Origin of the sequence: Pseudomonas sp. S3E12 (genome assembly GCF_001702295.1) — a bacterium.
Taxonomy (GTDB): Bacteria; Pseudomonadota; Gammaproteobacteria; order Pseudomonadales; family Pseudomonadaceae; genus Aquipseudomonas; species Aquipseudomonas marginalis.
The window spans coordinates 443,076-466,195 of sequence record NZ_MBDT01000032.1; the positions used below are offsets into that span (position 1 = coordinate 443,076).

At 60.8% G+C, this 23,120-nt stretch carries 17 protein-coding genes; 9 read left to right on the forward strand and 8 right to left on the reverse strand.

The window, feature by feature from the left end; translation table 11 throughout:
* Positions 1-9: 9 nt before the first annotated feature.
* The 5 genes from BB029_RS26295 to BB029_RS26315 are packed head-to-tail and all read right to left on the reverse strand — an operon-like array spanning position 10 to position 6,699.
* Entirely contained in the window at positions 10-987 is a 978-nt protein-coding gene (locus BB029_RS26295) for an LLM class flavin-dependent oxidoreductase (protein WP_065941411.1), read from the reverse strand.
* On the reverse strand, positions 984-1,964 hold the full coding sequence (locus BB029_RS26300; protein WP_065941412.1) for an LLM class flavin-dependent oxidoreductase: 981 nt from the start codon (positions 1,962-1,964) through the stop codon (positions 984-986). Before BB029_RS26300 ends, BB029_RS26295 begins: the two co-directional genes overlap by 4 nt.
* Positions 1,961-2,875 (reverse strand): 5'/3'-nucleotidase SurE, encoded by a 915-nt coding sequence (locus BB029_RS26305; protein ID WP_065941413.1) that lies wholly within the window; start codon positions 2,873-2,875, stop codon positions 1,961-1,963. The genes BB029_RS26300 and BB029_RS26305 overlap by 4 nt, the downstream gene beginning before the upstream one ends.
* Positions 2,872-4,206 (reverse strand): LLM class flavin-dependent oxidoreductase, encoded by a 1,335-nt coding sequence (locus BB029_RS26310; protein ID WP_065941414.1) that lies wholly within the window; start codon positions 4,204-4,206, stop codon positions 2,872-2,874. The genes BB029_RS26305 and BB029_RS26310 overlap by 4 nt, the downstream gene beginning before the upstream one ends.
* Before the next feature lie 57 nt (positions 4,207-4,263).
* Entirely contained in the window at positions 4,264-6,699 is a 2,436-nt protein-coding gene (locus BB029_RS26315) for a TonB-dependent siderophore receptor (protein WP_065941415.1), read from the reverse strand.
* 310 nt (positions 6,700-7,009) lie between these two features.
* On the opposite strand from BB029_RS26315, the gene BB029_RS26320 reads away from it, so the two are divergent.
* A complete protein-coding gene (locus BB029_RS26320) occupies positions 7,010-8,002 on the forward strand; it encodes a P1 family peptidase (RefSeq protein ID WP_065941416.1) in 993 nt (330 codons plus the stop codon).
* A 41-nt stretch (positions 8,003-8,043) separates the two neighbouring features.
* Here the strand turns inward: BB029_RS26320 and BB029_RS26325 are convergent, their stop codons facing one another.
* Positions 8,044-9,384 carry a tetratricopeptide repeat protein gene (locus BB029_RS26325; RefSeq protein WP_065941417.1) on the reverse strand — a complete coding sequence of 447 codons (1,341 nt, stop codon included), beginning with the start codon at positions 9,382-9,384 and terminating at the stop codon, positions 8,044-8,046.
* 315 nt (positions 9,385-9,699) lie between these two features.
* Between BB029_RS26325 and BB029_RS26330 the strand changes: the two genes are divergently transcribed.
* Genes BB029_RS26330 through BB029_RS26350 form a run of 5 tightly spaced genes read left to right on the forward strand, consistent with a single transcriptional unit; the run spans position 9,700 to position 15,595 of the window.
* Positions 9,700-11,283 carry an ABC transporter substrate-binding protein gene (locus BB029_RS26330; protein ID WP_065941418.1) on the forward strand — a complete coding sequence of 528 codons (1,584 nt, stop codon included), beginning with the start codon at positions 9,700-9,702 and terminating at the stop codon, positions 11,281-11,283.
* Positions 11,280-12,257: an ABC transporter permease gene (locus BB029_RS26335; protein ID WP_065941419.1), complete on the forward strand. Its 978-nt coding sequence runs from the start codon at positions 11,280-11,282 to the stop codon at positions 12,255-12,257. Before BB029_RS26330 ends, BB029_RS26335 begins: the two co-directional genes overlap by 4 nt.
* Entirely contained in the window at positions 12,257-13,084 is an 828-nt protein-coding gene (locus BB029_RS26340) for an ABC transporter permease (RefSeq protein ID WP_065941420.1), read from the forward strand. The genes BB029_RS26335 and BB029_RS26340 overlap by 1 nt, the downstream gene beginning before the upstream one ends.
* Positions 13,081-14,727 (forward strand): ABC transporter ATP-binding protein, encoded by a 1,647-nt coding sequence (locus BB029_RS26345; protein ID WP_065941421.1) that lies wholly within the window; start codon positions 13,081-13,083, stop codon positions 14,725-14,727. The genes BB029_RS26340 and BB029_RS26345 overlap by 4 nt, the downstream gene beginning before the upstream one ends.
* Complete coding sequence (locus tag BB029_RS26350) at positions 14,720-15,595, forward strand: alpha/beta fold hydrolase (protein WP_065941422.1); 876 nt, start codon at positions 14,720-14,722, stop codon at positions 15,593-15,595. The genes BB029_RS26345 and BB029_RS26350 overlap by 8 nt, the downstream gene beginning before the upstream one ends.
* 289 nt (positions 15,596-15,884) lie before the next feature.
* Here BB029_RS26350 and BB029_RS26355 read toward each other — a convergent pair whose 3' ends face one another.
* Positions 15,885-17,153 carry a site-specific integrase gene (locus BB029_RS26355; RefSeq protein ID WP_065941423.1) on the reverse strand — a complete coding sequence of 423 codons (1,269 nt, stop codon included), beginning with the start codon at positions 17,151-17,153 and terminating at the stop codon, positions 15,885-15,887.
* 153 nt (positions 17,154-17,306) lie between these two features.
* Entirely contained in the window at positions 17,307-18,221 is a 915-nt protein-coding gene (locus tag BB029_RS26360) for a LysR substrate-binding domain-containing protein (RefSeq protein ID WP_065905096.1), read from the reverse strand.
* Positions 18,222-18,489: 268 nt separating this feature from the next.
* Between BB029_RS26360 and BB029_RS26365 the strand changes: the two genes are divergently transcribed.
* The 3 genes from BB029_RS26365 (at position 18,490) to BB029_RS26375 (ending at position 23,040) form a co-directional block, all read left to right on the forward strand.
* The gene (locus BB029_RS26365) at positions 18,490-19,512 is read left to right on the forward strand and encodes a zinc-dependent alcohol dehydrogenase family protein (RefSeq protein WP_065941424.1); all 1,023 of its coding nucleotides are present in this window, start codon (positions 18,490-18,492) and stop codon (positions 19,510-19,512) included.
* Positions 19,513-20,218: 706 nt separating this feature from the next.
* The gene (locus BB029_RS26370; protein WP_065941425.1) at positions 20,219-21,637 is read left to right on the forward strand and encodes a hypothetical protein; all 1,419 of its coding nucleotides are present in this window, start codon (positions 20,219-20,221) and stop codon (positions 21,635-21,637) included.
* A complete protein-coding gene (locus BB029_RS26375) occupies positions 21,634-23,040 on the forward strand; it encodes a PLP-dependent aminotransferase family protein (RefSeq protein ID WP_065941426.1) in 1,407 nt (468 codons plus the stop codon). The genes BB029_RS26370 and BB029_RS26375 overlap by 4 nt, the downstream gene beginning before the upstream one ends.
* The last annotated feature ends 80 nt before the right edge of the window (positions 23,041-23,120 follow it).

Sequence of the window (23,120 nt, forward strand, 5' to 3'; positions counted from 1 at the left end):
CTCCATTATTCATGGTTTTTTCCAACCCAAGGCCGGGGCGATATCCTGGGCCAGGATTTCCAAACGTTTGAGTATTTGTGCCTGGGTCGAGCTTTCGGCCTGAACCACAGCAATCATGTAGTCAGCATAAGGCAGCAGCGACGGGTCCTGTTGCAAGCTTTCGATCACTTCATCGGGATGGCCGTGGTGCACGTTCATCAAGCGCAGGTGTTCCTGCAAATCCAAGGCTTCGTCGATCAGGCCCTCACGTCGCAGGCGCGGGATATGTCGCTCGATATCCACCGACAGTTCGGCCTGGGCGCTGGCGCGGTTGATGGCGGGGAAAATGGCACGCACCACGCCGATACGCGGTGCGCGGTCACTGCGCGACCAGGCTTGCAGGTAGGCGTCCGCCAAAGGCTTTTGCACGGTGAGCGGATCATGGGTGGCGGTGCCCAGCAGCAGTCCATTGCCTTGTCGGGCGGTATAGACCGCGCCGTCAGTGCTGCCGTGGGAATGCCAAAGGCGTTCGCCCAGACCGAGTGCAGGCGGTTGCAACGTTAATTCGCCGGTCAGCGGTTTACCTTCCAGAAGGCGCTGCAAGCGTTGCTGGCGCTCGGCAAAATCCGCCTGGCGCCGGCTTGGGTCGCGGCCAAAAGCGCTGAAGTTATCGAGGTTGGCACCACCACTGCCCAGGCCCAATTGCACGCGCCCGCTGCTCAGGGCGTCCAGCACACTGGCGTCTTCGGCCAGGCGGATCGGGTCTTCGAATGGCAACACAATCACCCCGGTGCCCAGTTCGATATGCCGCGTGCGTTCGGCAACGGCCGCCAGCAGCACCAAGGGTGAAGGAAGACGACCAAAGCCATTGCTCAAGTGGTGCTGGGCAATCCAGCCACCGTCGAAGCCGAGGGCTTCAGCCACTTCGAATTGTTCGATCAGGTCGCGGTAGACCTGCTGCGGGTCATCACCAAAAGCGTGGCTGAGGAAACCCAATTTGAACGTCATGACGGGACTCCTGTGGGTTGCCAGCCCAGTGCGGGTGCGATGTGTTCGCGGATGATCTCCAGGGCACGGATCGCCTCGCGCAGCGGCGTGCTGGTGGTCTGTACCTGCAGGATCAGTTGGTCGTGGGCTGTCAATGGCGGGCCTTGCTGCAATTGCTCGATGATCTGCTCCACCGGGCCGTGCAACACGCCGAGGCGCTTGAGGGTGGTGTCGAAGTCAGCGTCCAGCGTGCCCTTGAGTACGCCGATGCTTTGCTGGCGTTGCACATAGGCCTGGATATCGCGGCGTGTGGCGTCGTCCGGTGCGGGGAGCAACGCCTGCACCCGTGCGACCCGGGCGGGCGTGCCGTTGTCGCCGGTCCAGGCGTTGCGGTAGCGGTTCACCCGTTCAACACCGGCTTCGGCAGGCAAATGCGGATCGGGTGCCATGATCAGGCCGTGGCCACGTTCGGCTACCAGTTCCACCCGCGAGGTGGCTTCCCACACACGCTGGCTCAAGCCGCTGGTGCGTGGCAGGAGGCGGGAACCGCTGTCGGTCAGCGGCGCGTTGCCAAACGCATTGAGCAACTGTTGAAGGTGCTGCTCGTAGTCACGATGCCGTGTTTCATGCTCGCGGCCGAAGGCGACGAAGGTCTCAGGATCAAAACCCGCACCCAGCCCCAGTTCCAGTCGGCCGTTGCACAGCAAGTCCAGCACGGCGGCGTCTTCCGCCAGGCGCAGCGGCGCCTCCTGGGGTAATACGATAATCCCGGTGCCGAGGCTGATATGCCGTGTGTGCTGGGCGACGGCCGCCAACACTACCAACGGCGACGGCAAGCGCCCCTTTTCACTGGCGAAGTGGTGCTGCGCCAACCAGCCACTGTCAAAGCCCAGCGCTTCGGCAACCTTGAACAGTTCCAGGGTGTCGCGGTAGACCTTGGGATCAGCGCTCGGGCTATAGACCCGGCTCAGAAACCCGAGGGAAAAACCTGCACTCATGGTTTCACCTCATGGGCCAACTGCTTTTGCAGTGCTGGCCCTGCGCTGACGGATTCCGGCAGGCCACTGAACGGGCTGATGGTCAGGTAGCCCTTGTTCAGCCACACCGCTTCATCGTTCTGTTGCGCAGCGGTAGCGGCGGGGCTGTATTGGAAGCCGATGCCGGGTTTGCCGGGCAGGTTGAACTGCTTGAGATCATCGGTGTACAGCGCCTCAAACCCCACATAGCTGCCGACGCGGGTCAGTTTGACGCCTTTTATCTGCGCATCCTTGGGCAGGTTGATATTCAAGCCCAGGCCCGGCGGCAGCAGCGCGCCATCGGGTTGGCGATGCTGGTCGAGGGCATGCACCAGTGTGGCTACCAGTCGAGCGGCGCGCTGCGGGTCTTTCTCCTTCAGATCAGTACTCACCGCCAATGCCGGAATGCCCCGCTGCAACGCCACGCTCGCGGTATTGAAGGTGCCGGAGGCCATATTGATCGCGCCGAGGTTATTGCCGGGGTTGGGGCCGACGATCACCAGGTCGGGATGTGGCAGGACTTTGTTCAGGCCCATCAGCAGTGCCATCACCGGCGTGCCGCTGATTTCGATCTGGACTGCTTTGCCGGCGCACTCGGTGCTCTGGCATATGCCGTTGTCGGTGGTGCTGATGTAGTAGCTGTCGGGGTAAGCGGGGTCGGTATCTTGCCCAACACTCACTTCGCGACCGAAGAAGAACGAACCGCCTCGCGCGCTCTGATCACTCTGAGGCGCGGCGATTTTCACGTTATGGCCCTGGGCTTTCAGCTCGGTGTAGAGTGCGCGAATGTTCGGATGCTGATAGCCGTCGTCATTGCTCAGCAAGATGTTCAGGGCAAAGGCTTTGGGGGCGATCAAGCTGGCGAAGGCGAGCATCCAGGCGCAGCGTTTCATGTCCTCTCTCCCGTAAAGCGGTTGTCCGGGCGCGGCAGGCCGAGGTTTTCGCGCAGGGTGGTGCCCTCGTATTCCTGGCGAAACAGCCCACGCGCCTGCAGCAACGGAATCACCTGATCGACGAACACGTCGATGGCGCCAGGGAAGTAGGGGAAGAACACATTGAAGCCATCGCATGCCCGCGCCTGGAACCATGCCTCAAAGTGATCGGCAACGTCCTCGGCGGTACCCACGACAGGGTTGCCGCCGGCCAGGCGCAGGTACAGCTGGCGGATGCTCAGGTTCTCCGTGCGCGCCAATTCCAGCACCTTGTCCCGACGACTGCCGCGCTGGCCCACGGGGGTTTCCGGCAATGGGCCGTCAAGGTCATGGCCGGAGAGGTCGATGTCATCGCCCAAGGTGTCGGCCAGCAGGCGCAGACCCAGCACCGGGTCGATCAGTGCCTGGAACTCTTCGAACAGCACCTTGGCGTGTTCACGGGTATCGGCAATAAACGGTGTGACGCCGGGTAGGATTTTGACGTGATCCGGGTCGCGGCCGAGGGCAGCCGCACGTGCCTTGATGTCCTGGTAGAACGCCTGGGCGCTTTCCAGGTTATGGGCGTGGGCGAAGATCAGTTCGGCAACCCGGGCGGCAAGTTGTTTGCCCGGCTCCGATGCCCCGGCCTGCACCAGTACCGGGTGGCCCTGGGGCGGGCGAGCTACGTTGAGCGGGCCGCGTACGGCAAAGTGCTTGCCGCGATGGTTGAGGGTGTGCAATTTGGCCGGGTCGAAATACTCGCCACTGGCTTTGTCGCGGGTAAATGCATCGTCGTCCCAGCTGTCCCACAGATCCTTGACCACGTCATGGAACTCTTCGGCACGCTGGTAGCGGTCGCCATGGTCGACGTGGTTTTCGCGGCCGAAATTCCACGCTTCATCCGAGACCACCGAGGTCACCAGGTTCCAGGCGGCGCGTCCCTTGGACAGGTGGTCCAGGGACGCGAATTTGCGCGCGATATGGTACGGCTCGTTGTAGGTGGTGGTCGCGGTTGCGATCAGCCCGATGTTGTTTGTGACGGCAGCCAGGGCCGACATCAACGTCAGCGGTTCGAAGTGTTCGGCGCGGGCCGTACGGCTCAGGGCATCGTGATGGTGGCCCCACAAGGCGACCACATCGGCAATAAACAATGCATCGAATTTGCCGCGCTCGGCGGTCTGCGCAATGTGTTTGAAATGGTCGAAATCCAGGCTGGCATCGGCTTGGGCCAACGGGTGGCGCCAGGCGGCGACATGGTGGCCGCTGTTGGCGAGGAAGGCCCCCAGTTTGAGTGTGTCGGTGCGGCGGGTCATGAACAGGCTCCCATCAGGGGCAGGTGCGGAGCGGGTGAACCGGCTCCGCAGGCTGGCTTAAAAGTTGTACGTCACACCGGTGTACCAGTAGCCGCCGGTGGTGCCGTAGGGCGAGAAGTTGCCATAGGGAAAGCCGCCCGAGCTGCTGGCCAGGTCAGTGCGTTCCGGGTACTTGTTGAACAGGTTGTTGGCGCCTGCATTCAGAGTGATCGCCGGAGTCAGGTGGTAGTCGATGTTCAGGTCGGTGATCCACGCTGGCGAGAACGTGCGGTCGAAGGATTCGGCGGTGCCGTACTGGGTGTACTCGCCGTAGCGGGTCAGGTTGAGGCCGATCTCGAACTTGTCGACGGTCCAAGTGGTGCCCAGCAGCAGTTTGGATTGCGGCAAACCGTACTTGAGGTTGCCCTGGCGCTGACGGTCATAACCACCGGTTGGGCCGAGGGCTTGTTGGGCCACGCTGGAGGCGTGGATGTCGTCGATCTGCGTGGTGTTCCAGTTGAAGCCCAAGGTGTAACGCAGGTTGCCGTAGGCACCGATGCTCTGGCGGTAGTCTCCGACGATGTCGACGCCACGGGTGGTGGTATCGAGGGCGTTAGTGAAATAGGTAACCGCCTGGTTCGGGTTGAGACCCGCTGCTGCGAGGATTGCGCTGATTTGCGGTGTGCCGCCGAGGTAGCCGGTTTGCGCGATGCGGTCCTTGATTTTAATCTGGTAGGCATCAAGGGTGATGCTGGTGGCGTCCGTCGGTTGCAGGGTCAGGCCCAGGCTGAAGTTGGTGGACTTCTCAGGTTTGAGAGTCTCGGCACCGAGCGCCTTGGCCACGTCGGAGTTGACTGCAACGTTACGGTAGTCGAACAGCTGGCCGTTGACGCTGGTTTGCGAGGTGGAGCTGTAAATCTGCTGGGCCAGCGAAGGCGCACGGAAACCGGTGCTGAAGGTGCCGCGTACTGCCAGGATCGGTGTGAGTTGGTAGCGGGTGGAGAACTTGCCGTTAGTCGTGGTGCCCGAGCCATCGTTGTAGTGCTCGTAGCGACCGGCCAGGTCGACGTGCCATTTATCGGTGAAGTCCTGGCCGATCTCACCATACCCGGCGAGGCTGGTGCGGCCTTTTTGCGCAGCATCCTGCGGGGTGGTACCGGCACCGGAGATGGTGCCCGGTGCGATCAGGCCACCGCTGGCTCCGGTGGTGAAAGGGCCGCTGGCGTAGGAGGCGAGGTCACCCTTGCCGATCTTGTAGTTCTCGTAGCGTTGCTCCAGGCCCCAGGAAATTTGCGTGGGTTTGTGCAGGCCGAGGTCAAATGCGCGGGTCAGATCGAGGTTGTTGGTCCATTGGCTGAAGGTCTTGACGCCGGTGTCCACCGAGGTCGGCGAGTCCGGGCCGTAGCTCAGGTTGTAGGTGTGACGCAGGGTCGCTTCGGCATGGTCCTGGCCATAGGTGCTGGACAGGTCATAGTCCCAGCCGGCGAGTTCGCCCTTGCCGCCAAACGCTACCTGGAAGTCATTTTCGATAAAACGCAGGGTGTCTTCGATGCCTTCGGGGAAGGGGGTGCGGATGCCATCGAAACTGGCGGGCTGGTGGAAAGCCAGCGGTTTTTCCGAGTTGCGGCGGGTGTAGGTGGAGAATGAGTAGAGCGTGAGGGCATCGTCCACCGGCAGCTCGGCGTTGTACCCGAAACTGAAGTTGCGTGCCTCGGGCAGGCCGGTGCCGTAGTAGGTGTGTTGCAGGCTGGTGTTGCCGGCCGAGTCGGTATAGGGCGCGTTGTCGGAGCGGTCGGAGATCTTCTGTTTCTTCACGTCCAGGGCGAGGTTGATAAAGCCGTCGTTGGGCAGCGCCAGGCCGACATTGCCGGTTTGGCGCGCGGTTTCGCCGTCGCCGTTTTCATAGTTCTGGCCGTAGCTGGTGGACAGGCTGCCGCCGTGGTCGGTCTGCTTGAGCACGATGTTGACCACGCCACCAATCGCATCCGAACCATACTGGGCCGAGGCGCCGTCACGGAGCACTTCGACATGATCCACCAGAGCGGTGGGGATCATGTCCAAGTCCACCGGTTGCGAGCCGGAGTTGAGGTAGGTGCCGTTATTGAGCAGCGCGCTGTTGTGGCGACGCTTGCCGTTGACCAGTACCAGCACCTGGTCGCCATTGAGGCCACGCAGGCTGATCGGGCGCACCACCGACGTTGAGCCGAAGCCTGACGATGCTGGCTGATTGAGGGATGGCAGTACCTTGCTCAGGGCGCGGGTGAGATCGCCTTGCCCGGTGGCCAGCAGTTGTTTGGAGGAGATCACGTCCACGGGTGACGGGCTCTCGGCCAGGGTGCGCGCCTGGCCACGGTTGCCGATCACCACAACGGTGTCCAAGGGGTTATCGCTGGCCGGCGCGTCGGCGGCGAGCGTCAGGCTGCTGTAGCTGGCGGCTTCGTACAGGGCAATAAACAACAACGTGTGGGCGAAGGCCTTACTGGGTCGGCGACCTGTGGCGCGTGATGCATTCATGATGGGAAATACTCCAGTGGTTTAAGGTGTTGGGCCTTGATAGAGGACGGCTTGTTGAGTTCAAGCTCTGGTGGGAAGGCTGGAGAGCAAGGGCTATGCCATCTGTTAAAAGTGTTTAAAAACATAGGCTTACTTGTTATTGAGCGGGGGTGTTGGTGTTTTTTTAACAGGCCGAAGGGCAGGGTGTTGGTTTTTGTGCAGGGGCTTTTATCGGCAACCGGGTAGTGAGCCGTAAGGCTTGGGTGGTTGTGCTTGGCACACGACTTGCTCTCCCCACGCGACACCCTGAACCCAAGGAAGCTATTTCTGTATGCCTAGACCCGGCCCGCGCAATGCCCTCACCGATATCCCAGGCCTCACGGTCGGCCACGCCACGGACCTGCGCGTCGACACCGGCGTCACAGTGATTCGCCCCAATGGTTTCTGGACCGCCAGCATCGACATTCGCGGCGGTGGCCCTGGCGGGCGCGAAACGGCTGCGCTTGAGCCGGAAAACATGGTCGGCCAGCTCCACGCTCTGGTATTTGCCGGCGGCTCGGTCTTCGGCCTGGGGGCGGCGGATGCGGTGGCGGCGAAACTGTCCCACGACCAAGTGGGCCTGCACCTCAAACCCGGTGCCCCAGCGATTCCTATCGTGCCCGCAGCGGTGTTGCATGACCTGGCCAACGGCGGCGACAAAGACTGGGGGTTGGAACCGCCATACCGACGCTTGGGCTTCGAAGCGCTGGCCAATACAGGTGAGGACTTTGAATTGGGCTCGGTGGGTGCCGGTCGTGGTGCAATGGCCGGGGTGCTGAAAGGTGGGCTGGGTACCGCTTCCCTGAATCTGGGGAACGGCTTGATCGTCGCTGCATTGGTGGTCGCCAATCCAATAGGCTCGGTGTACATGCCCGACGGCCAGACCTTCTGGGCGTGGCCCTGGGAAGTCGCGGGGGAGTTCGGTGGCCAGCGCCCTGACGCCGAGATGGACTGCAGCGACCCGATGCCGGAGCTGTCACGCCTGGATTCGATGGGCCGCCTGCAAGCCGGGGCCAACACGACTCTGGTGGTGGTCGCCAGTACTGCCCGGCTCACTGTGGCTGAGTGCAAGCGCGTGGCGATCATGGCTCAGGACGGGATTGCCCGTGCGGTGCGTCCGGCGCATTTGCCGTTTGATGGGGACACGGTATTTGCCTTGGCGTCGGCGGCGGTTGAGTTGACCGATGGCCCACGGCGGCAGGTGGAGATTGGCCGTATTGGCTCGGCGGCCGCGGATTGCGTGGCGCGGGCGATCGCCAGAGGGGTGTTCAGTGCCAGGCGCTAGCCGCGATCAACTGTAGGAGCCGACAAGCCGGCTCCTGCTGTTCAGGTGAAACGTGATAGGCGCGTCTGTGCCTTTGCCGCCAGCGCCGGCAACCTCAACGCCTCATACACCTGCACCAGACTCCGATTTGTCGGCACATCCCAGCCGTCATACCGGCGCCGCAATTCCAGTGTCTGCTGCGCATCCAGCCAATCCCCGGCCTTCACTCGTGCATCCAGCTCCACCAGGGCAAACAGATCGCGCTGTGCGTGGCTGCCACCAATCTCATTCAGCCGGGGAAGGGCGATCGTCAGTTGCACCAGCGACTGTTGCCAGTCCCCACGTGCATGGGCCAATAAGCCCTTCGCCAACGGCAGGGTCACTTCGCCCCACACCGGCCGTGCGTCGACGCTGTACTGGCGCAGCGCCGCCAGCAACCTATCCGCTTCCGGCTTACCCGCCTTGGCCAGGCCATACAGGTACTGCACGCTCAGGAACGGCTGTACCGTATCGCAGACCCGGCCTTGCAGGTACGGCGCCAGTGCCTGCCAGCGCTCGCCCACGTCGATGCCGGCCAGTTCCAATCGCGCGAGCAAGGACACGGCGCCGACCTGGTCCTGGGAGTATTCCGGGAGGATGCCCCACACGTGCTGGTCGTAAATCTCCAGCACGCGCTGATCCTCGCCCCGCGCCAGGTAGAACAACGCCAGGTGCCACCAGTTGTGGGTGTACATGAACGAGTTCAAGCCGTCCCAGTGGTGGGTCACGCTTTCCAGGAACACCGTGCCTTCCTCGATGCGTCCCTGGGTCAGCATCACATGGGCCAGGGCGTGCTGGGCCCAGGGCTCCGAGGGTTGCAGGCGCAAGGCCTGCAGCGCGCTGGCTTCGGCTTCTTCGAGCAAGTGGCATTGCTCGTAGGCGAAGGCCAGCAGGCCGTGGCTGTGGGCAATGTCGGGTGCGCCAACGGTGGCCTTTAGGCCGATGCGCAACAGGGCGGGCCAGTTGCCGCGGTTGAATTCCAGGTACTGGTTGAGCTTGGCGGCAAACAGGTCGCGGGGGTAGCGGTCGAGCAGGTTTTCGCTCAAATGCAGGACTTGATCGAGGTCGTCCTTGATCCAGGCTTGCAGCACGCCAAGGTACAGCTGGGCGCGCGGGTGGGCGGCGTGTGCCGCACGTTGACGGTATTTTTCCGCCAGTGCCGGGCCCTCGGGCGACTCGATGAACATCAGCAGCAAGCCGGCAAACGCATTGGCCAGCGCAGAGTCGGGGTCGGCATCGGCGGCGGCGAGGATGCCTTCGGCACGGGGCTGGTAGCCGAGGAAGCCGCCGATGAAGTCGTCCAGACCTTGGCGGGTGGTGGGGGCGGTGGTGTCGATGGGGTTGCCCAGGTAATCCAGTGACATGGTGGCGAGGCTCGTTTATTCAGATGACGGTTACAGGGGCAAACCTTGTGCCATCGACCAGTGGTGAATCCCTGTGGTAGGAGGCTTGCCCCCGATAGCGTCGGGACAGTTGGCTCATTCATTGATGACTCACTTCTTTCGGGAGCAAGCACCTCCTGCATTTGAAATGCTTTGCTGCTGCTTTTTGCACACTCAGGCGCAGTTCTGTGGTTTTTTCATCAGTGCGATCACCGCCAACCCCAGCAATACCCGCACAACCCCCATGGCACAGCGCTTGCAAAACCCTCGTTAGATTTTTAAATTCGAGGAGCCTCCATGCGCCCATTTTCCTTCCGCCGTGCCCTCACGTCCGTGGCACTGTGCACCGCGTTGTTGGCCGGCCAGGCTCACGCGCAACCCCATGAGGGCGGGGTGCTCAACCTGGTGGCCCAGCCGGAGCCGCCCTCGCTGATGCACGGTGTAGTCAGCCATGTGTCGACCCAATACGTGAGCGGCAAGGTGCTCCAGGGCCTGCTCACCTTCGACACACGCCTTGCGCCCAAACCGGTATTGGCCAAAGCCTGGACTATCTCCCCTGACGGCCTCACTTATACCTTCGACTTGCAGGACGGCGTGCACTGGCACGACGGTCCAGCGTTCACCGCCGATGACGTGGTGTTCAGCTTCCAGACCTTCTACCCCGAGGTGGACAAACGCCTCGGCGGGATCATCACCGAGTACGTCGAAAGCATCACCGCCAAAGGTCCGCTGCAGGTGGTCTTTCACCTGAAGAAACCGTTCGCGCCGTTGCTTTCGGCCTTTGGCAGCGGCTTGCGCCCGGTGGTGCCGAAGCACCTTTACGAGAACACCGACTTTCGTAACAACCCCTACAACCTAAAACCGGTGGGCACCGGGCCGTTTGTGTTCGTAGAGTGGAAACGCGGCGCCTATATCAAGCTGGCCAAGAACCCCAACTACTGGAAAAAGGGCCTGCCGCACCTCGACAGCATCATCTTCCACGTCATTCCTGATGCCTCTTCGCGTGCCGCCGCGTTCGAGCGTAACGACGTGCAAGTGTTGCGCAGCGGCGATGCGGATTACTCCGACCTCAAGCGCCTGACTGCCTTGCCCGATGTGCAGTCGTCGGAAAAGGGCTGGGAGTTGTACTCGGGTCTGGCCTTCCTGCAAATCAACACGCGCAAGCCACCGTTGAACAACCCCAAGGTGCGCCAGGCAATCCTGTATGCGCTGAACCGACAGTTCATTGTCGATAACATTTTCTTCGGCTCGGGCAAGGTCGCCCAGGGGCCGTTTGTGTCCAGCTCGCCTTACCACGATCCCCAGTTGCCGCAGTACGCCTATGACGTGAAAAAGGCCAAAGCGCTGATTGCGGAATCCGGCGTGGATGTCGGCGCAGTGCGCATTCGCCTGCTCAATGGCGAGAAGGGTGGTGCCTGGGAGCGTCTGGCCGAATACACCAAGCAGTCCTTGCAACCCCTGGGTTTCAAGGTGCAGGTGGTGACGTCCGACGCGGCGACCTGGTTCCAGCGCGTGAGCGACTGGGACTTCGACCTGACCTACAACTTTATTTTCCAGATCGGCGATCCCTACCTGACCAGCGCCTACCTGTTCCGCTCCGACTACATACTCAAAACCTCGCCGTTCGCCAACGTCAGCGGCTACAACAGCGCCGAGGCCGATGCCTTGTGGGCGAAAGTCGCCGATACCCCGCAAGGCCCGGAGCGCAAACAGCTCTACAGCCAGCTGGAGAACCTGCTGAACACCGACCTGCCCATCGCACCGATCTTCGAAATGCGTTACCCGACGCTGTTTCACAAACAGGTAAAAAACCTGCTGCAGACCGCTACCAGCCTTAACGAGGACTACGAGAGCGTGTACCTCGAGGCCCTGGCGCCATGAACGGCGTGCTGTATCTCAGCGGGCGGCTCGTCAAGGCGCTGCTGATGGTGGTGGCGGTGCTGGTGCTGAGTTTCCTGCTGATTCGACTGGCGCCCGGCGATCCTGCATTGCTGTTGGCCGGAGAGGCGGGAGTGGACGATGCGCAGTTTATCGAGCAGCTGCGCCAGACCATGGGCCTGGATAAACCGCTGCTCCAGCAGTTGCTGATATACCTGGGCAATATCGCCCATCTGGACCTGGGTTATTCCTACCGAAACCAGACCTCGGTGTGGTCGCTGATCGCCGAGCGGTTGCCGGCGACGCTGGCATTGATGGGCTCGGCCTTTGTGGTGTCTTCCGTGCTCGGCGTGACCCTGGGGGGGCTGGCGGCGCGGGCACGGCAGAAACGGCATTGGCTGGACGGCGTGATCTCCCACGGTGCTTTGTTGCTGTACGCGATGCCGCCGTTCTGGCTGGCGATGCTGATGATTTTGCTGTTCTCCGTAAGCCTGGATTGGTTGCCGGCGTTCGGCATGGAGACCGTGGGCCGGGACTTCTCGCTGCTGGATCGCCTGCGGCATCTGTTGTTGCCGTGCCTATCCCTGAGCGTGCTGTTTCTGGCCCTGTATATCCACCTCACCCGAGCCGCCGTGCTCGATGCTCTTGGTCAGGAATACGTGCGCACTGCTCATGCCAAAGGCTTGCATCCACGGCGGATCCTCTATGTACATGTGTTGCGCAATGCACTGCTGCCGGTGGTGACTTTCGCTGGTTTGCAACTCGGCCAGCTGGCCAGCGGTGCGTTACTGGTGGAGGTGGTGTACTCCTGGCCTGGTATTGGCCGCTTGATGTATGACTCATTGGCCCAGCGTGACTACGGTGTGTTGATGGGCGGCTTTCTGGTGATCTCGATTTTGGTGGTGGGCTTCAATGTGTTGACCGATGTGATTTGCCGTTTGCTCGACCCACGTATTGGCGCCGGAGGACAGGGCTGATGGCGGTGCTCACACGCTTTATTCTCCAGCCGTCGGCGCTGGCCGGCGCGGTGTTTTTGCTGGTGTTAGCAGCACTGGCGACTGCCGCGCCGTGGCTCACCAGTAGCTCGCCCTGGGAAATGAACACCCAGCCGATGCTCCCGCCGTTCCACGATTCGGCGCACTGGCTGGGCAGCGATATGCTTGGCCGCGACCTCGGCAGCGGCTTGCTCTACGGCGCCCGTGTGTCCCTGGCCGTGGGGGTGTTGACCAGTCTGGTGACCTTGCTGGTGGGGCTGCTCGTCGGCGCTGTCGCCGGTTATTTCGGTGGCTGGCTCGACGGCGCGCTGATGCGGATCGCCGAGTTCTTCCAAATCATTCCGCAGTTAGTGTTGGCGGTGATCCTGGTGGCGGTGCTGGAACCTTCCCTGGGGTCCATCGTGCTGGCGATTTCGCTGGTGGCGTGGCCGGGCGTCGCGCGGCTGGTGCGCAGCGAATTTCTTACCCTGCGACATCGTGAGTTTGTGCAGGCGGCGCGGGTGCTGGGGCAATCACCATTAGGCATCATCAGCCAACAAATCCTGCCCAATGCCTTGGCGCCGTTGCTGGTGACCATGACCTTTGTGATGGCCACTGCAGTTCTCACTGAAGCCGCGTTAGCGTTTCTCGGCCTGAGCGACCCTGAGGCCATGAGCTGGGGTTACATGATCAACGCGTCCCGTGGACTGCTGCGGGATGCCTGGTGGATGAGTTTCCTGCCGGGGTTGGCGATTGTGCTGTGCGTGCTGGCCGTGAACCGGGTGGGCGAAGGCCTGCGCGTGGCCTTTGAACCGGGGAGGTCGCTATGACGTTGCTCAGTGTGGAAAACCTGCGTATCGCCTTGCCGGCCGGTGCCGACCGCAGTCACGCGCTGTATGACCTGTCGCTGCAATTGCGCAGCGGTGAATGCCTATGTGTAGTGGGCGAGTCCGGCTCGGGCAAGTCGATGTTGGCCAAGGCATTGTTGCGGCAGTTACCGACGCCGCTGAGCGTGGAAAGCGGGCGCCTGGTGTTTCGTGGTGAAAACTTGGCGAAGCTCAGTGAAACCGCGATGCGTCAGCTGCGCGGGCGAGATATTAGCATGGTGTTCCAGGAGCCCATGAGCGCGCTGAACCCGCTGTTGCGCGTGGGTGAGCAGATCGATGAAACCCTGCACGCCCACGGGGTGAAATCGGCCCAGGAGCGTCGCCGACGGGTGGTGGAATTGTTGGGTTACGTCGGCCTGCCCGAGCCTGAACGCCTGCGCCTGGTCTATCCCTTTGAACTCTCCGGTGGTCAGCGTCAGCGCGTGGTCATCGCCATGGCATTGGCGTTCGATCCCTCGTTACTGATCGCCGACGAACCCACCTCGGCCCTGGATGTGACCACCCAGGCGCAGATCATCGATCTGTTACGCAAGATTCAACAGGACAAAGGCATGGCGCTGTTGTTCATCACCCATGATTTCGCCGTGGTCGAGGCAATTGCCGACCGCGTGCTGGTGCTGGAAAAAGGTCGACTGGTGGAGCAGGGCAGCGCCCATCAAGTATTGCGCAAGCCTCAGGCGCTTTATACCCGGCAACTGTTGGCAGCGGTCTCGGCGCAACCGCGGGCCCCGCGCACCACGGTGGACGGGAGTGTGGTACTCAAGGCCGAGCAACTCAATAAAGTGTTTCGCAGCAACAGCGGTTGGTGGCGTAAGCGTGCCACCCAGGCCCTGGCGCAGGTTCAGTTGACCCTGCGCGAGGGTGAAACCCTGGGCATTGTTGGGGAGTCAGGCTCGGGGAAATCCACTCTGGGGCGTTGCCTTGTTCGGCTGCTACGTGCTGAAAGTGGTCAAATTCAATGGTTGGGCCAGGATGTAACGGCGCTGTCAAAAGGGCGTTTGCGAGCATTGCGCAGCGATGTGCAGATGATTTTCCAGGACCCGTTTGCCTCGCTCAATCCGCGCCAGACCGTCGGCCGTATCGTCATGACCGGCCCGCTGGTGCAGGGACACTCAAAGGCCGAGGCCGAGCGGCGCGCGCGGTCAATACTGGAGTTGGTTGGGCTGCCCGCAGCCGCGTTCGAACGCTATCCTCATCAGTTTTCCGGTGGTCAGCGCCAGCGTATCGGTATCGCCCGTGCCTTGGCTGTGGATCCGAAAATACTCATCGCGGACGAATGCGTTTCCGCTCTGGATGCGCTGATCCAGGTACAGATCCTCGAGTTGCTTGAAGACCTGCAACGTCGGCTCAAGCTGAGCATTGTGTTCATCACCCACGACTTGCGAGTGGCCGCCAGATTGTGTGATCGCATTGCCGTGATGCAGGGCGGGCATGTGGTGGAGCAGGGGGAAACGGCAACGCTACTGGCCCATCCGCAACATGCTTATACCCAGACCTTATTACGTGGTTTTTCCAGAACAGCCCACCCTTCGACGGTCACTCCTCAACACCTTGAATCCCAAGAGGCTTGTCCCACTCATGGCTGATTTACACGCATTTTCTGATTTACCTCTGGTGCGGGGCGAGCGGGTGGAAATCCGACCCGGACGGCACCTGAGCATCGCTTATCAACCTGGCACGCATCAGGCAGACACAGTCCTGTTCTTCGGGCATGGCGGTGGTGGTCACAAGGATCAATGGCGCGAGTTATGGCAGGCGTTGGCCGAGCAGGGATACAGCCTGGTGGCGTGGGACCTGTTGGGGCACGGCGATAGCGAAAAGCCGCGCCGGCCGCAGGCCTATGCCTGGTCGGAACTGGTGGCAGATCAGCTGGAAATACTGGGCCGCTACGCTGCACGGCGGAATATCCTGGTCGCCCATTCCTTTGGTACCGGACTGGGGTTGAGTGCCTTATTGGAGCTTCCACGCAGGTTGCCGCAGGTGACCATAGATGGCGCCCTGCTGCTAGGCACACAACTGCATCGCCCGTTGAGCCATGGTGGTCTGATGTCGCTGCCTGCCTGGGTGTTGGAGCTGCTGCGGCCGTTGCTGGCCAAGGGCTTTCGTCAGCGTGCGTGGCACCCCGCAGCCGATCCCCGGCTGGTGGCCTACGAGGAACACCTGACCCGTCGCAATCGTCTGTATGTGTTCAAGTCTCTACTGCAAAATGCCCAATGGCCCGACGCCGATGCCCTGGCCCGACTGACTTTGCCGACTTATGTGTTAGCGGGAGACAGCGACGGACTGACTCCCTCCAGTGGGGGGGAAGCGCTCGCCCGACAGCTGCCAACGGGTAGCTTTGAGGTGTTGGAGCGGTGTGGTCATCAATTGATGTTGGAGCGGCCTGCGCAGGTGCTGGCGGCGTTCCAGAGGCTGATGGAAAAACTTGATCGGCGTCCAGGTTCGTCTGGTTGAGCTGGCTTCAGTTGGTGAAAACGTGAATACCGGTCTTATGGATTGGTACTCTATCCAGCGCAGCGCTTTAAATGTAACGCTGATGAGTAATTGTTTTTTTGGCTAAGGGTAGAATCCAGTAGCGTTGCTTAGGATTACCCCTTTTTTCGCTCTTGAAACGCCCTAAAAACAGGTCAAGAATTGAGTCTTTTCCTGCTTCGGTAAGAAAAGAAACCCCTTAGATTTCAATGGGTCGGGCGCCAGATGCGAGTCTCGTTTCCCTCTTCAATCTCCTGTTTTCGCTGAATCGTCAATCTGCCACCGCTCTCGCCGCGTTTTGCCGCAATTGGTCTAAGTAGTTCGCCCATTGCTGAGCCGCCTCCCGGCGCTGTACCAGCAGCTGCGCGCGCGCATACACAGCTCCAAGCGCACCTGGCATACGGTGGGATAACGAGAGTTCCAGCACGATGGGGTCAAAACCCAAGTGCTCGTGAGCAATGGTCCGGTAGGTAGCGCGAAAGCCGTGGGCAGTGATGTTGTACTCCGGCCAGATACGCTGAAAGGACTTGAGCATGGAGGTCGGGTTTATGGGACGTCCCGGATAGACCGGCGAGACGAACACCCAGCCTTTACCTTCTTCATCCACCACGCGGGTTCTATGTAGCTCGCGTAACAGAATCAAGGCTTGCTCAGGCAACGGCACGATGTGTTTGCTCTTGTCCAGATGCTTGGTCTTGCTCACCACATAACGCCAATCGGCGCCCACCAAGTCGACATCTTCCCATCGCATCTGCACTAGTTCGCCTGGGCGGACCGGCAATATGACCAGCAGGCGCATTGCCGCGGCAACGCTGCCGTCGTTGCAGTCATCCAGACGCAGGAGAAACCTGCCTAGGTCGGCTGGCCTTTCGATCGCTGGGTTGCTGGTTACAACATGGCGGATCTTCAACTCCTCAATGTTGCTAAGCGCCACATTGCGTTCCACCCATCCGCGCCCCTCGGCAAAGCCCAGGACGGCACGGATGATGGTACGCACGCGCCGGGCCATGGCCATGGTGCGCTGGCGACGCAGCTCCGTAATGATTGTAGTGATGTGCTCCAGCCTGATCTCGCTGACCGGCTTTTTACCGATTGCGGGCAAGATGTGGTTGTTCAGCGCTCCGTTAAACCCCGCGATGGATTTGGTTACCAGTTCGGCAGACTTGAACGCCAACCATTGCTTGGCTACGTATTCGAAGGTGCGCACCTCGTTGAGCAGGTGTGCTTCGATCTTGGCGGTCTTGGCCATGAGCGGTGCGGTTTGGTTAGCCACATCGCGGCGTGCGCCGCGGGCAATGTCGCGCGCCTCCTTGAGACCAATGTCGGGGTAAGCCCCGATGGAGAAGCGGTTTTCCTTACCATGCAGCCGATACTTCAATCGCCAAACCTTGGAAGGGGATTTGCCGACCTTGCTCGACGCCCTTACCTCTAAGTAAAGGCCAGGGACTTCGCCATCGGCGTGTTTGCCGGGTTCGGTCAGCGAGCGGATCAAGGCATCGCTGAGTTTTCGTTTGAAAACAACCGCATTATCTGGGGGCATCGGTGGGGGCATCCTTTTTAAGGAACCGAAATTTGCCCCCAATTATGCCCCCATGAGTCGTGGAATCCATTGGATTTAGACAGGCGGCAATGGACTGAAATTTCCAATAAGCGTTTGTTATAAAACAATTTTATGGAATTTACTGGAACTCCATTACAGGCTATCGGGGTCCCCAAAAAACATCTGTATCCGCGACCGCAACCACCGCTCCCCCGGATCATTGTCCTGCGACCCTCGCCAAGCCATATGCAGCTCGAACGAGCGCACCGGCAACGGCGGTTCTTCCGCGCGCAAACCACCTGCGGCGGTCAGTGCCTCGGCGGCATAGTCTGGCACGATGGCGACAATGTCGGTGCCCGAGAGCAGGGTGCCCAGCCCGTTGAACTGCGGCACCGCCAGCACCACATGGCGCTTGCGGTCGAGTTTCTCCAGTTCTTCATCGATGAACCCGCTCAAGTCGCCGGCGAACGACACCAGCGCGTGGGGACGGGCGCAGAAGTCGTCCAGGCTCAGGGAGCCCGGCACGCTGTCGGCGCGCAGCAGCTTCGGCAGGCTGCGGCGCAGTACTTTGCGCTTGGCGTTGGCCGGCAGGTCGGCGGTGTAGCTGACGCCGATGGAAATTTCGCCGGAGGCGAGCAGGCCGGGCATCAGGATGTAATTGACCCGGCGCACTACCAGTACGATGCCGGGCGCTTCGGCGCGCAGGCGTTTGAGCAGTTGGGGCAGCAGGGCGAATTCGACGTCGTCGGACAGGCCGATGCGGAACACCGCGGTGCTGGTGGCCGGGTCGAACTCGGCGGCGCGGCTGACGGCGGTGGAAATCGAGTCCAGGGCCGGGGAGAGCAGGGCGAAGATTTCCACGGCCCGGGCCGAGGGTTCCATGCTGCGGCCGGTGCGCACGAACAGGGGGTCGTCGAACAGCCCACGCAGGCGCGACAACGCGGCGCTGATGGCTGGTTGGCCGAGGAACAATTTCTCGGCGGCGCGGGTCACACTGCGCTCATGCATCAAGGTTTCGAATACGATCAAGAGGTTAAGGTCGACACGACGCAGGTCGTTACGGTTCATCTTGTGTCCTGGAAGAGTCAGCTTTATTTGACGAGAACGGCGATATAAGAGCCCTGAAGGTCCATTCAGACGCGTGACCGGTATGAATCTTACGGGGAAAGGCTGGTACTCTGCACCGGCTAATTGAGTTTTCCTACGATACTTGAGGTCTATTCCTCAGATGCGGAATCAATGACAGACATGTCGACTATTAACGGCGACCGGTGGCCTTAGCCGGAAAGCCCAGATAGAGTTCATGGCAATAGAGGTTACTTTGACGAGGTTTGCGATGTCCCGCACGATCCGTTTTCACAAGTTTGGTCCGGCCGAGGTGCTCAAGTGCGAAGAGCATGCAGCCGCGCAGCCCGCACCGGGCGAAGTGCAGGTCCGTGTCGAGGCGATTGGCATAAGCTGGTATGACATTTTGTGGCGCCAGAACCTGGCGTCTTCCCACGCACGCCTTCCATCCGGCCTTGGCCATGAGATGGCCGGGGTGGTCGTAGCCTTGGGCGAGGGCGTGGATGACTTGGCAGTGGGCGATAAAGTGGCCAGTTTTCCGGCCGAGAGCCCCAATGATTACCCGGTGTATGGCGAGCAGATCGTCCTGCCCCGTTCGGCCCTGACCCGCTATCCGGACGTCCTGAGCCCCATCGAAGCCAGCGTGCACTACACGCCGCTGCTGATTGCCTACTTTGCGTATGTGGACCTGGCACGGGTCAAGCCCGGGCAGTTTGCCCTGGTGACCGACGCCAGCCATTGCGCCGGCCCTTCGTTTGTGCAACTGGGCAAGGCCCTGGGTGTGCGGGTGATTGCCGCCACCAAGGACAGCGCTGAGCGCGAGTACCTGCTTTCTCTGGGCGCAGAAAAAGTCATTGTCACCGAGGAACAGGACCTGCTGATGCAAATCAACAAGTTCACTGACAACCGCGGTGTCGACGTGGTGTTCGATGGCTTGGGTGGCCCGCAGATGTCGCTGCTCGGTGATGTGCTGGCGCCGCGTGGCAGCCTGGTGCTGTATGGCTTGCAGGGTGGTAACCAGACACCGTTCCCGGCGTGTGCGGCGTTCCAGAAGAACATTCAGTTCTTCGTGCACTGTATCGGCAACTTCACCGGCAAGCCGGAGCTGGGCATCATCCAGGATCATGTGGCGTTGCAACGCGCGTTGCGTGACATCAACCAACTGACTGCCGATCGTGTGCTCGTGCCTCTGAAAACCACGGTGTTTCCGTTCAATCAGTTTGTCGAAGCCCACCGTTATATGGACGAATGCCCGTGCCGCGAGCGGGTTGCATTGCAGGTTGCGGCTGTTTGAGCTGTAGGAGTATTCGTAAATGAGTGCTCCGACGCCTGACTGAATGGGGCAAATGCGCCATTTGACAGGGCTTAACCCGCCCGCCCCAGAAGCTGCCGACCTGGCGCTTTAGCCCACAAATCCGGCCCTTTCTCCCTGACGCCGCCCTGAATTCCAGCGCGGCGTCCTTGCATGTGCGCCTTTTACGCGACATCAGTTGTTCATCTGAACTGGTTTTCGGCCAGTTTCTGTATCTATTAATCATTATTCCAACACTGATAATTGCGCCTTCACTTTCATCTCAAGGATTGAGCAATGATTGAATCTCTGACTCGGCTGCAGATAGTTATTCGAACTATCGGCGCGGCAGACATGTGTACTCAGCAAGACAGCTACTTTCATAAAGTGCACCGACCATGCAAATGGAAAAGTTGTTTGAGTCTATTGTCGGACGCTTCTTTAAAAAGCGGGCTAAAAAAGCGTAGGAGCTTGTCGGAAGAGTCCTAAGGAAGGCTTTTTAAAAGGGTTTTTCCATTACTTTCATTGGGTTGTTCGCTTGCGCGGGTAAGAGAATGCTGCCCGGCAATTCATGTCGTTTTGTTGCGCGGTGCTAGTGTTTAAACGTCGACGCACACTACATGGCGCGATTTTCCTACACGCAAAATAGGTCAAGCAAACACTGTCAGCAGTTGCTTGAAACTGATATTTCAACTCGGGTAGTAGAACTATGAGCACTATTCACGAACAGGCTATGAATCATGTTTACCAGCAAGTTCTGCAACGTCTGATCGGGCACTTCACTCGCGCGGGGCGTACCGCTCTCCAGTTATTGGTCCAGCGAATCATTGTCGCGGCAGGCGGGATGGAACAGGTGGGGGACTTCAAGGTACTGGTGGCCCACGGTGGCGGTGAAGTGAGCAGCTATACCCTGGCGCTGCTGCGAGCGGCTCAACTGACCATTGCCGGTCGCGCGCCACGTACCTTTCAACTGAGGGTCGCGACGTTACGGCACGCGGGCATGACAGAGGGGCAGCTCGATACCCTGAATCGCGGCTACGGCCGGCTGTTTCTCCACGATGACCCGCGTGTCGAGTTGTTGATGGTGGAAAACCAGGAAGTACAACCCTTCAATCACCAGCGTCCGGCCTCAGCGATCGGGCGAAAGATCAGCCAGCGCAATATGTTGATGGTGGGCCATGTGAGCGCCGGGGACTGCCGCGCCACCCTGTGCAACGACACTTACCTGGCCGTCGGTGATTTTTACCAGCGTGTCACCACGTGCAATGGCGGCGTCCACGCGCTGGTCAGTGGTGACTCCCCGCGCAGGCAAAGTCAGTTTCTTGCCTGGCTCAAGAAAACCGCCCAGGGTGCAGGCGTCCGTGTTCCCAAGGGCCATCCGATGTCCCTCAACGCGTTGTTCGCACACATGGACGAGTGGAGCACCGGTTATTACCAGGATGTGTTCGGTGAGCATTACGTAGCCAGCGATAACCCCAGCACGGCAGGGCATCGTCACTTGGCCTACATCGGCATCGCCGACCTGCTGGAAGATGTCGACATCGCGTCGACCTCCCTGCTGACCGAGTTCATGGCCTACGCTCCCGATCCACTCGGCTTTCACTTCAGCCATCCGATCTATTCCAATCCGTTGCTGATGGCTCATCTGCGTGGGTTGCAGGCCGAATGCCTGCGTGCGCTGACTTATGAAGAAGGCGTCGAAGGCTTTGTGCAGCAGGCCGCCGCGTACATGCGCCGTCTGCGCATGCCCGACGACTTGCTTATTCAGGCCGGGACCCGCGAAGGGCGCATGCTCTGGAGTACCTACGCCCAGGAGTTCTTCGGCTTGGATGAGACCCAGCTGACCTGCCTGCTTTTTTCACCGTTTGTTCATCACGGAGAGCGACTGGAAGGTTATCTGCGCCAATGTCACCCGGGCATGCTGGTGGCGTTGCCTGAGTTGCACAAAGTCCTCCAGGGCAACGGTTCCGCCGAAATGCTGCAGCAGTGGGTAACGGACACCAGCGGTTTGCCGATGCCTTTGTTGCAGCACCTGTACCGCAAACGGCCGCAGGCCAGAGAAAACGGCATGTGTCGCGCCGCTGCAGCCCAGGGCGCCGCGCAGGCCGTGCCATTGTTCGGGCGATGACCCTGCGTGGCGAGCGTCAGGCGGATTTCGCGTACCAGGCGGTCTATCGCTACATGATCAGTCTGATCAACGAGGTCAGTACCGACACCCGGGTAAAACTGCCGTCGTTACGGCAGTTGGCCGGACGCCTGAACGTGTCCATTTCGACGATCCAGTACGCCTATGCGCTGCTGGAGAAGGAGGGCAGGGTGTATTCGGTGGCCAAATCCGGCTATTACGCCTGGCCGATGTCGGTAAACCCGCTGGCGTGGGCCGGCGGGGACCTGCTTGATCGCCTCTACGCGGCGGCCCGGCGCCCCGGCATGCTGGTACTCAGTGGTGACGAGCCGGCATTGCTGGGTTCCCTGGATGAAACACTGCTGCGGCTCGAGCGGGAACTGGTGCGCCAGTACCCGTCGCATTTGCAGCCCTGGTCCCAGCCCTGCGGTGTCTGGGAATTACGCGCAGCCCTGGCCGCGCGCTATACCTCGTCGCCCACGCGCTGCTGGCATGCCGACGATGTGTATATCGGTGCCGACCTGCGTGGCGTGCTGGATATCCTGATCGAAGTGCTGGGCCTGCGGGGCACCACCGTGATTGTCGAGTCGCCCTGCGACTGGCTGATCCTGCGCCTGTTGCAGGACGCCGGGGTACGCATCATCGAGTTGCCCTGGACGCCGGAGGGTTGCCTGGATCGAACCGTGCTGGGGAAGCTGTTGCGCGATGAGCCGGTGCATCTGGTGTTGCTCTCGTCTTCCGTCAGCCTGCCCAGCGGGGTGGCCATGTCAATCGACGAACGTCTCGACGTGGCCCACCTGCTGGAGCAGTCCGGTTGCTGGTTGCTTGAAAACGACACCTTTGGTGAGCTGGGTTTCGAAGCCCCCCACACCGCATTGCGCGAACGGGTGAACCCTGAGCGGCTGATCGTGTTTTCTTCGTTCGAGAAGGTGCTTGGCTCGGAAGCCCCCTACGGCTACCTGCTGTGCCGGCACATGAGCAATGAGTTGCAGCGCCAGTTCCTGCTGCGCTCATTCCGTTTATCGTCGATCCGTCAGCGCGCGATTGCCCGTTTGTACCAAAGCAGGCGGATTGACCAGCACCTGCGCACGCTGCGCCAACGCTTGAGCGAGCAGGCGGCGCACATGAGCCAGCGCCTGGAGCAGCATTTGGGCGACCAGGTGACTTATCGGATGCCGGCCGCCGGTGCCGCGTTCTGGCTGGCCTCTACCCGTACGGTGGACATGCGCCAGGCATTTCAGCGCCTGCTGGCACGGCAAGTGGTGATCGCCCCTGGGGAGCTGTTCAGTGTCAGTGGCTTGCACCAGCAGCACCTGCGCGTGAGTCACACGTTTCACGGGCAACCCAATCTGGACATTGCCCTGGAAGCATTGAGCGACGCGTTGCGCCAGGCGCAGACTGGGTGAAATTTCTCTTAACGATGTAGGATCGATACCGTCGCGCAGCAGTCCAACTCTCAGTAAACTGCCATTTTTTCCGAATCCTT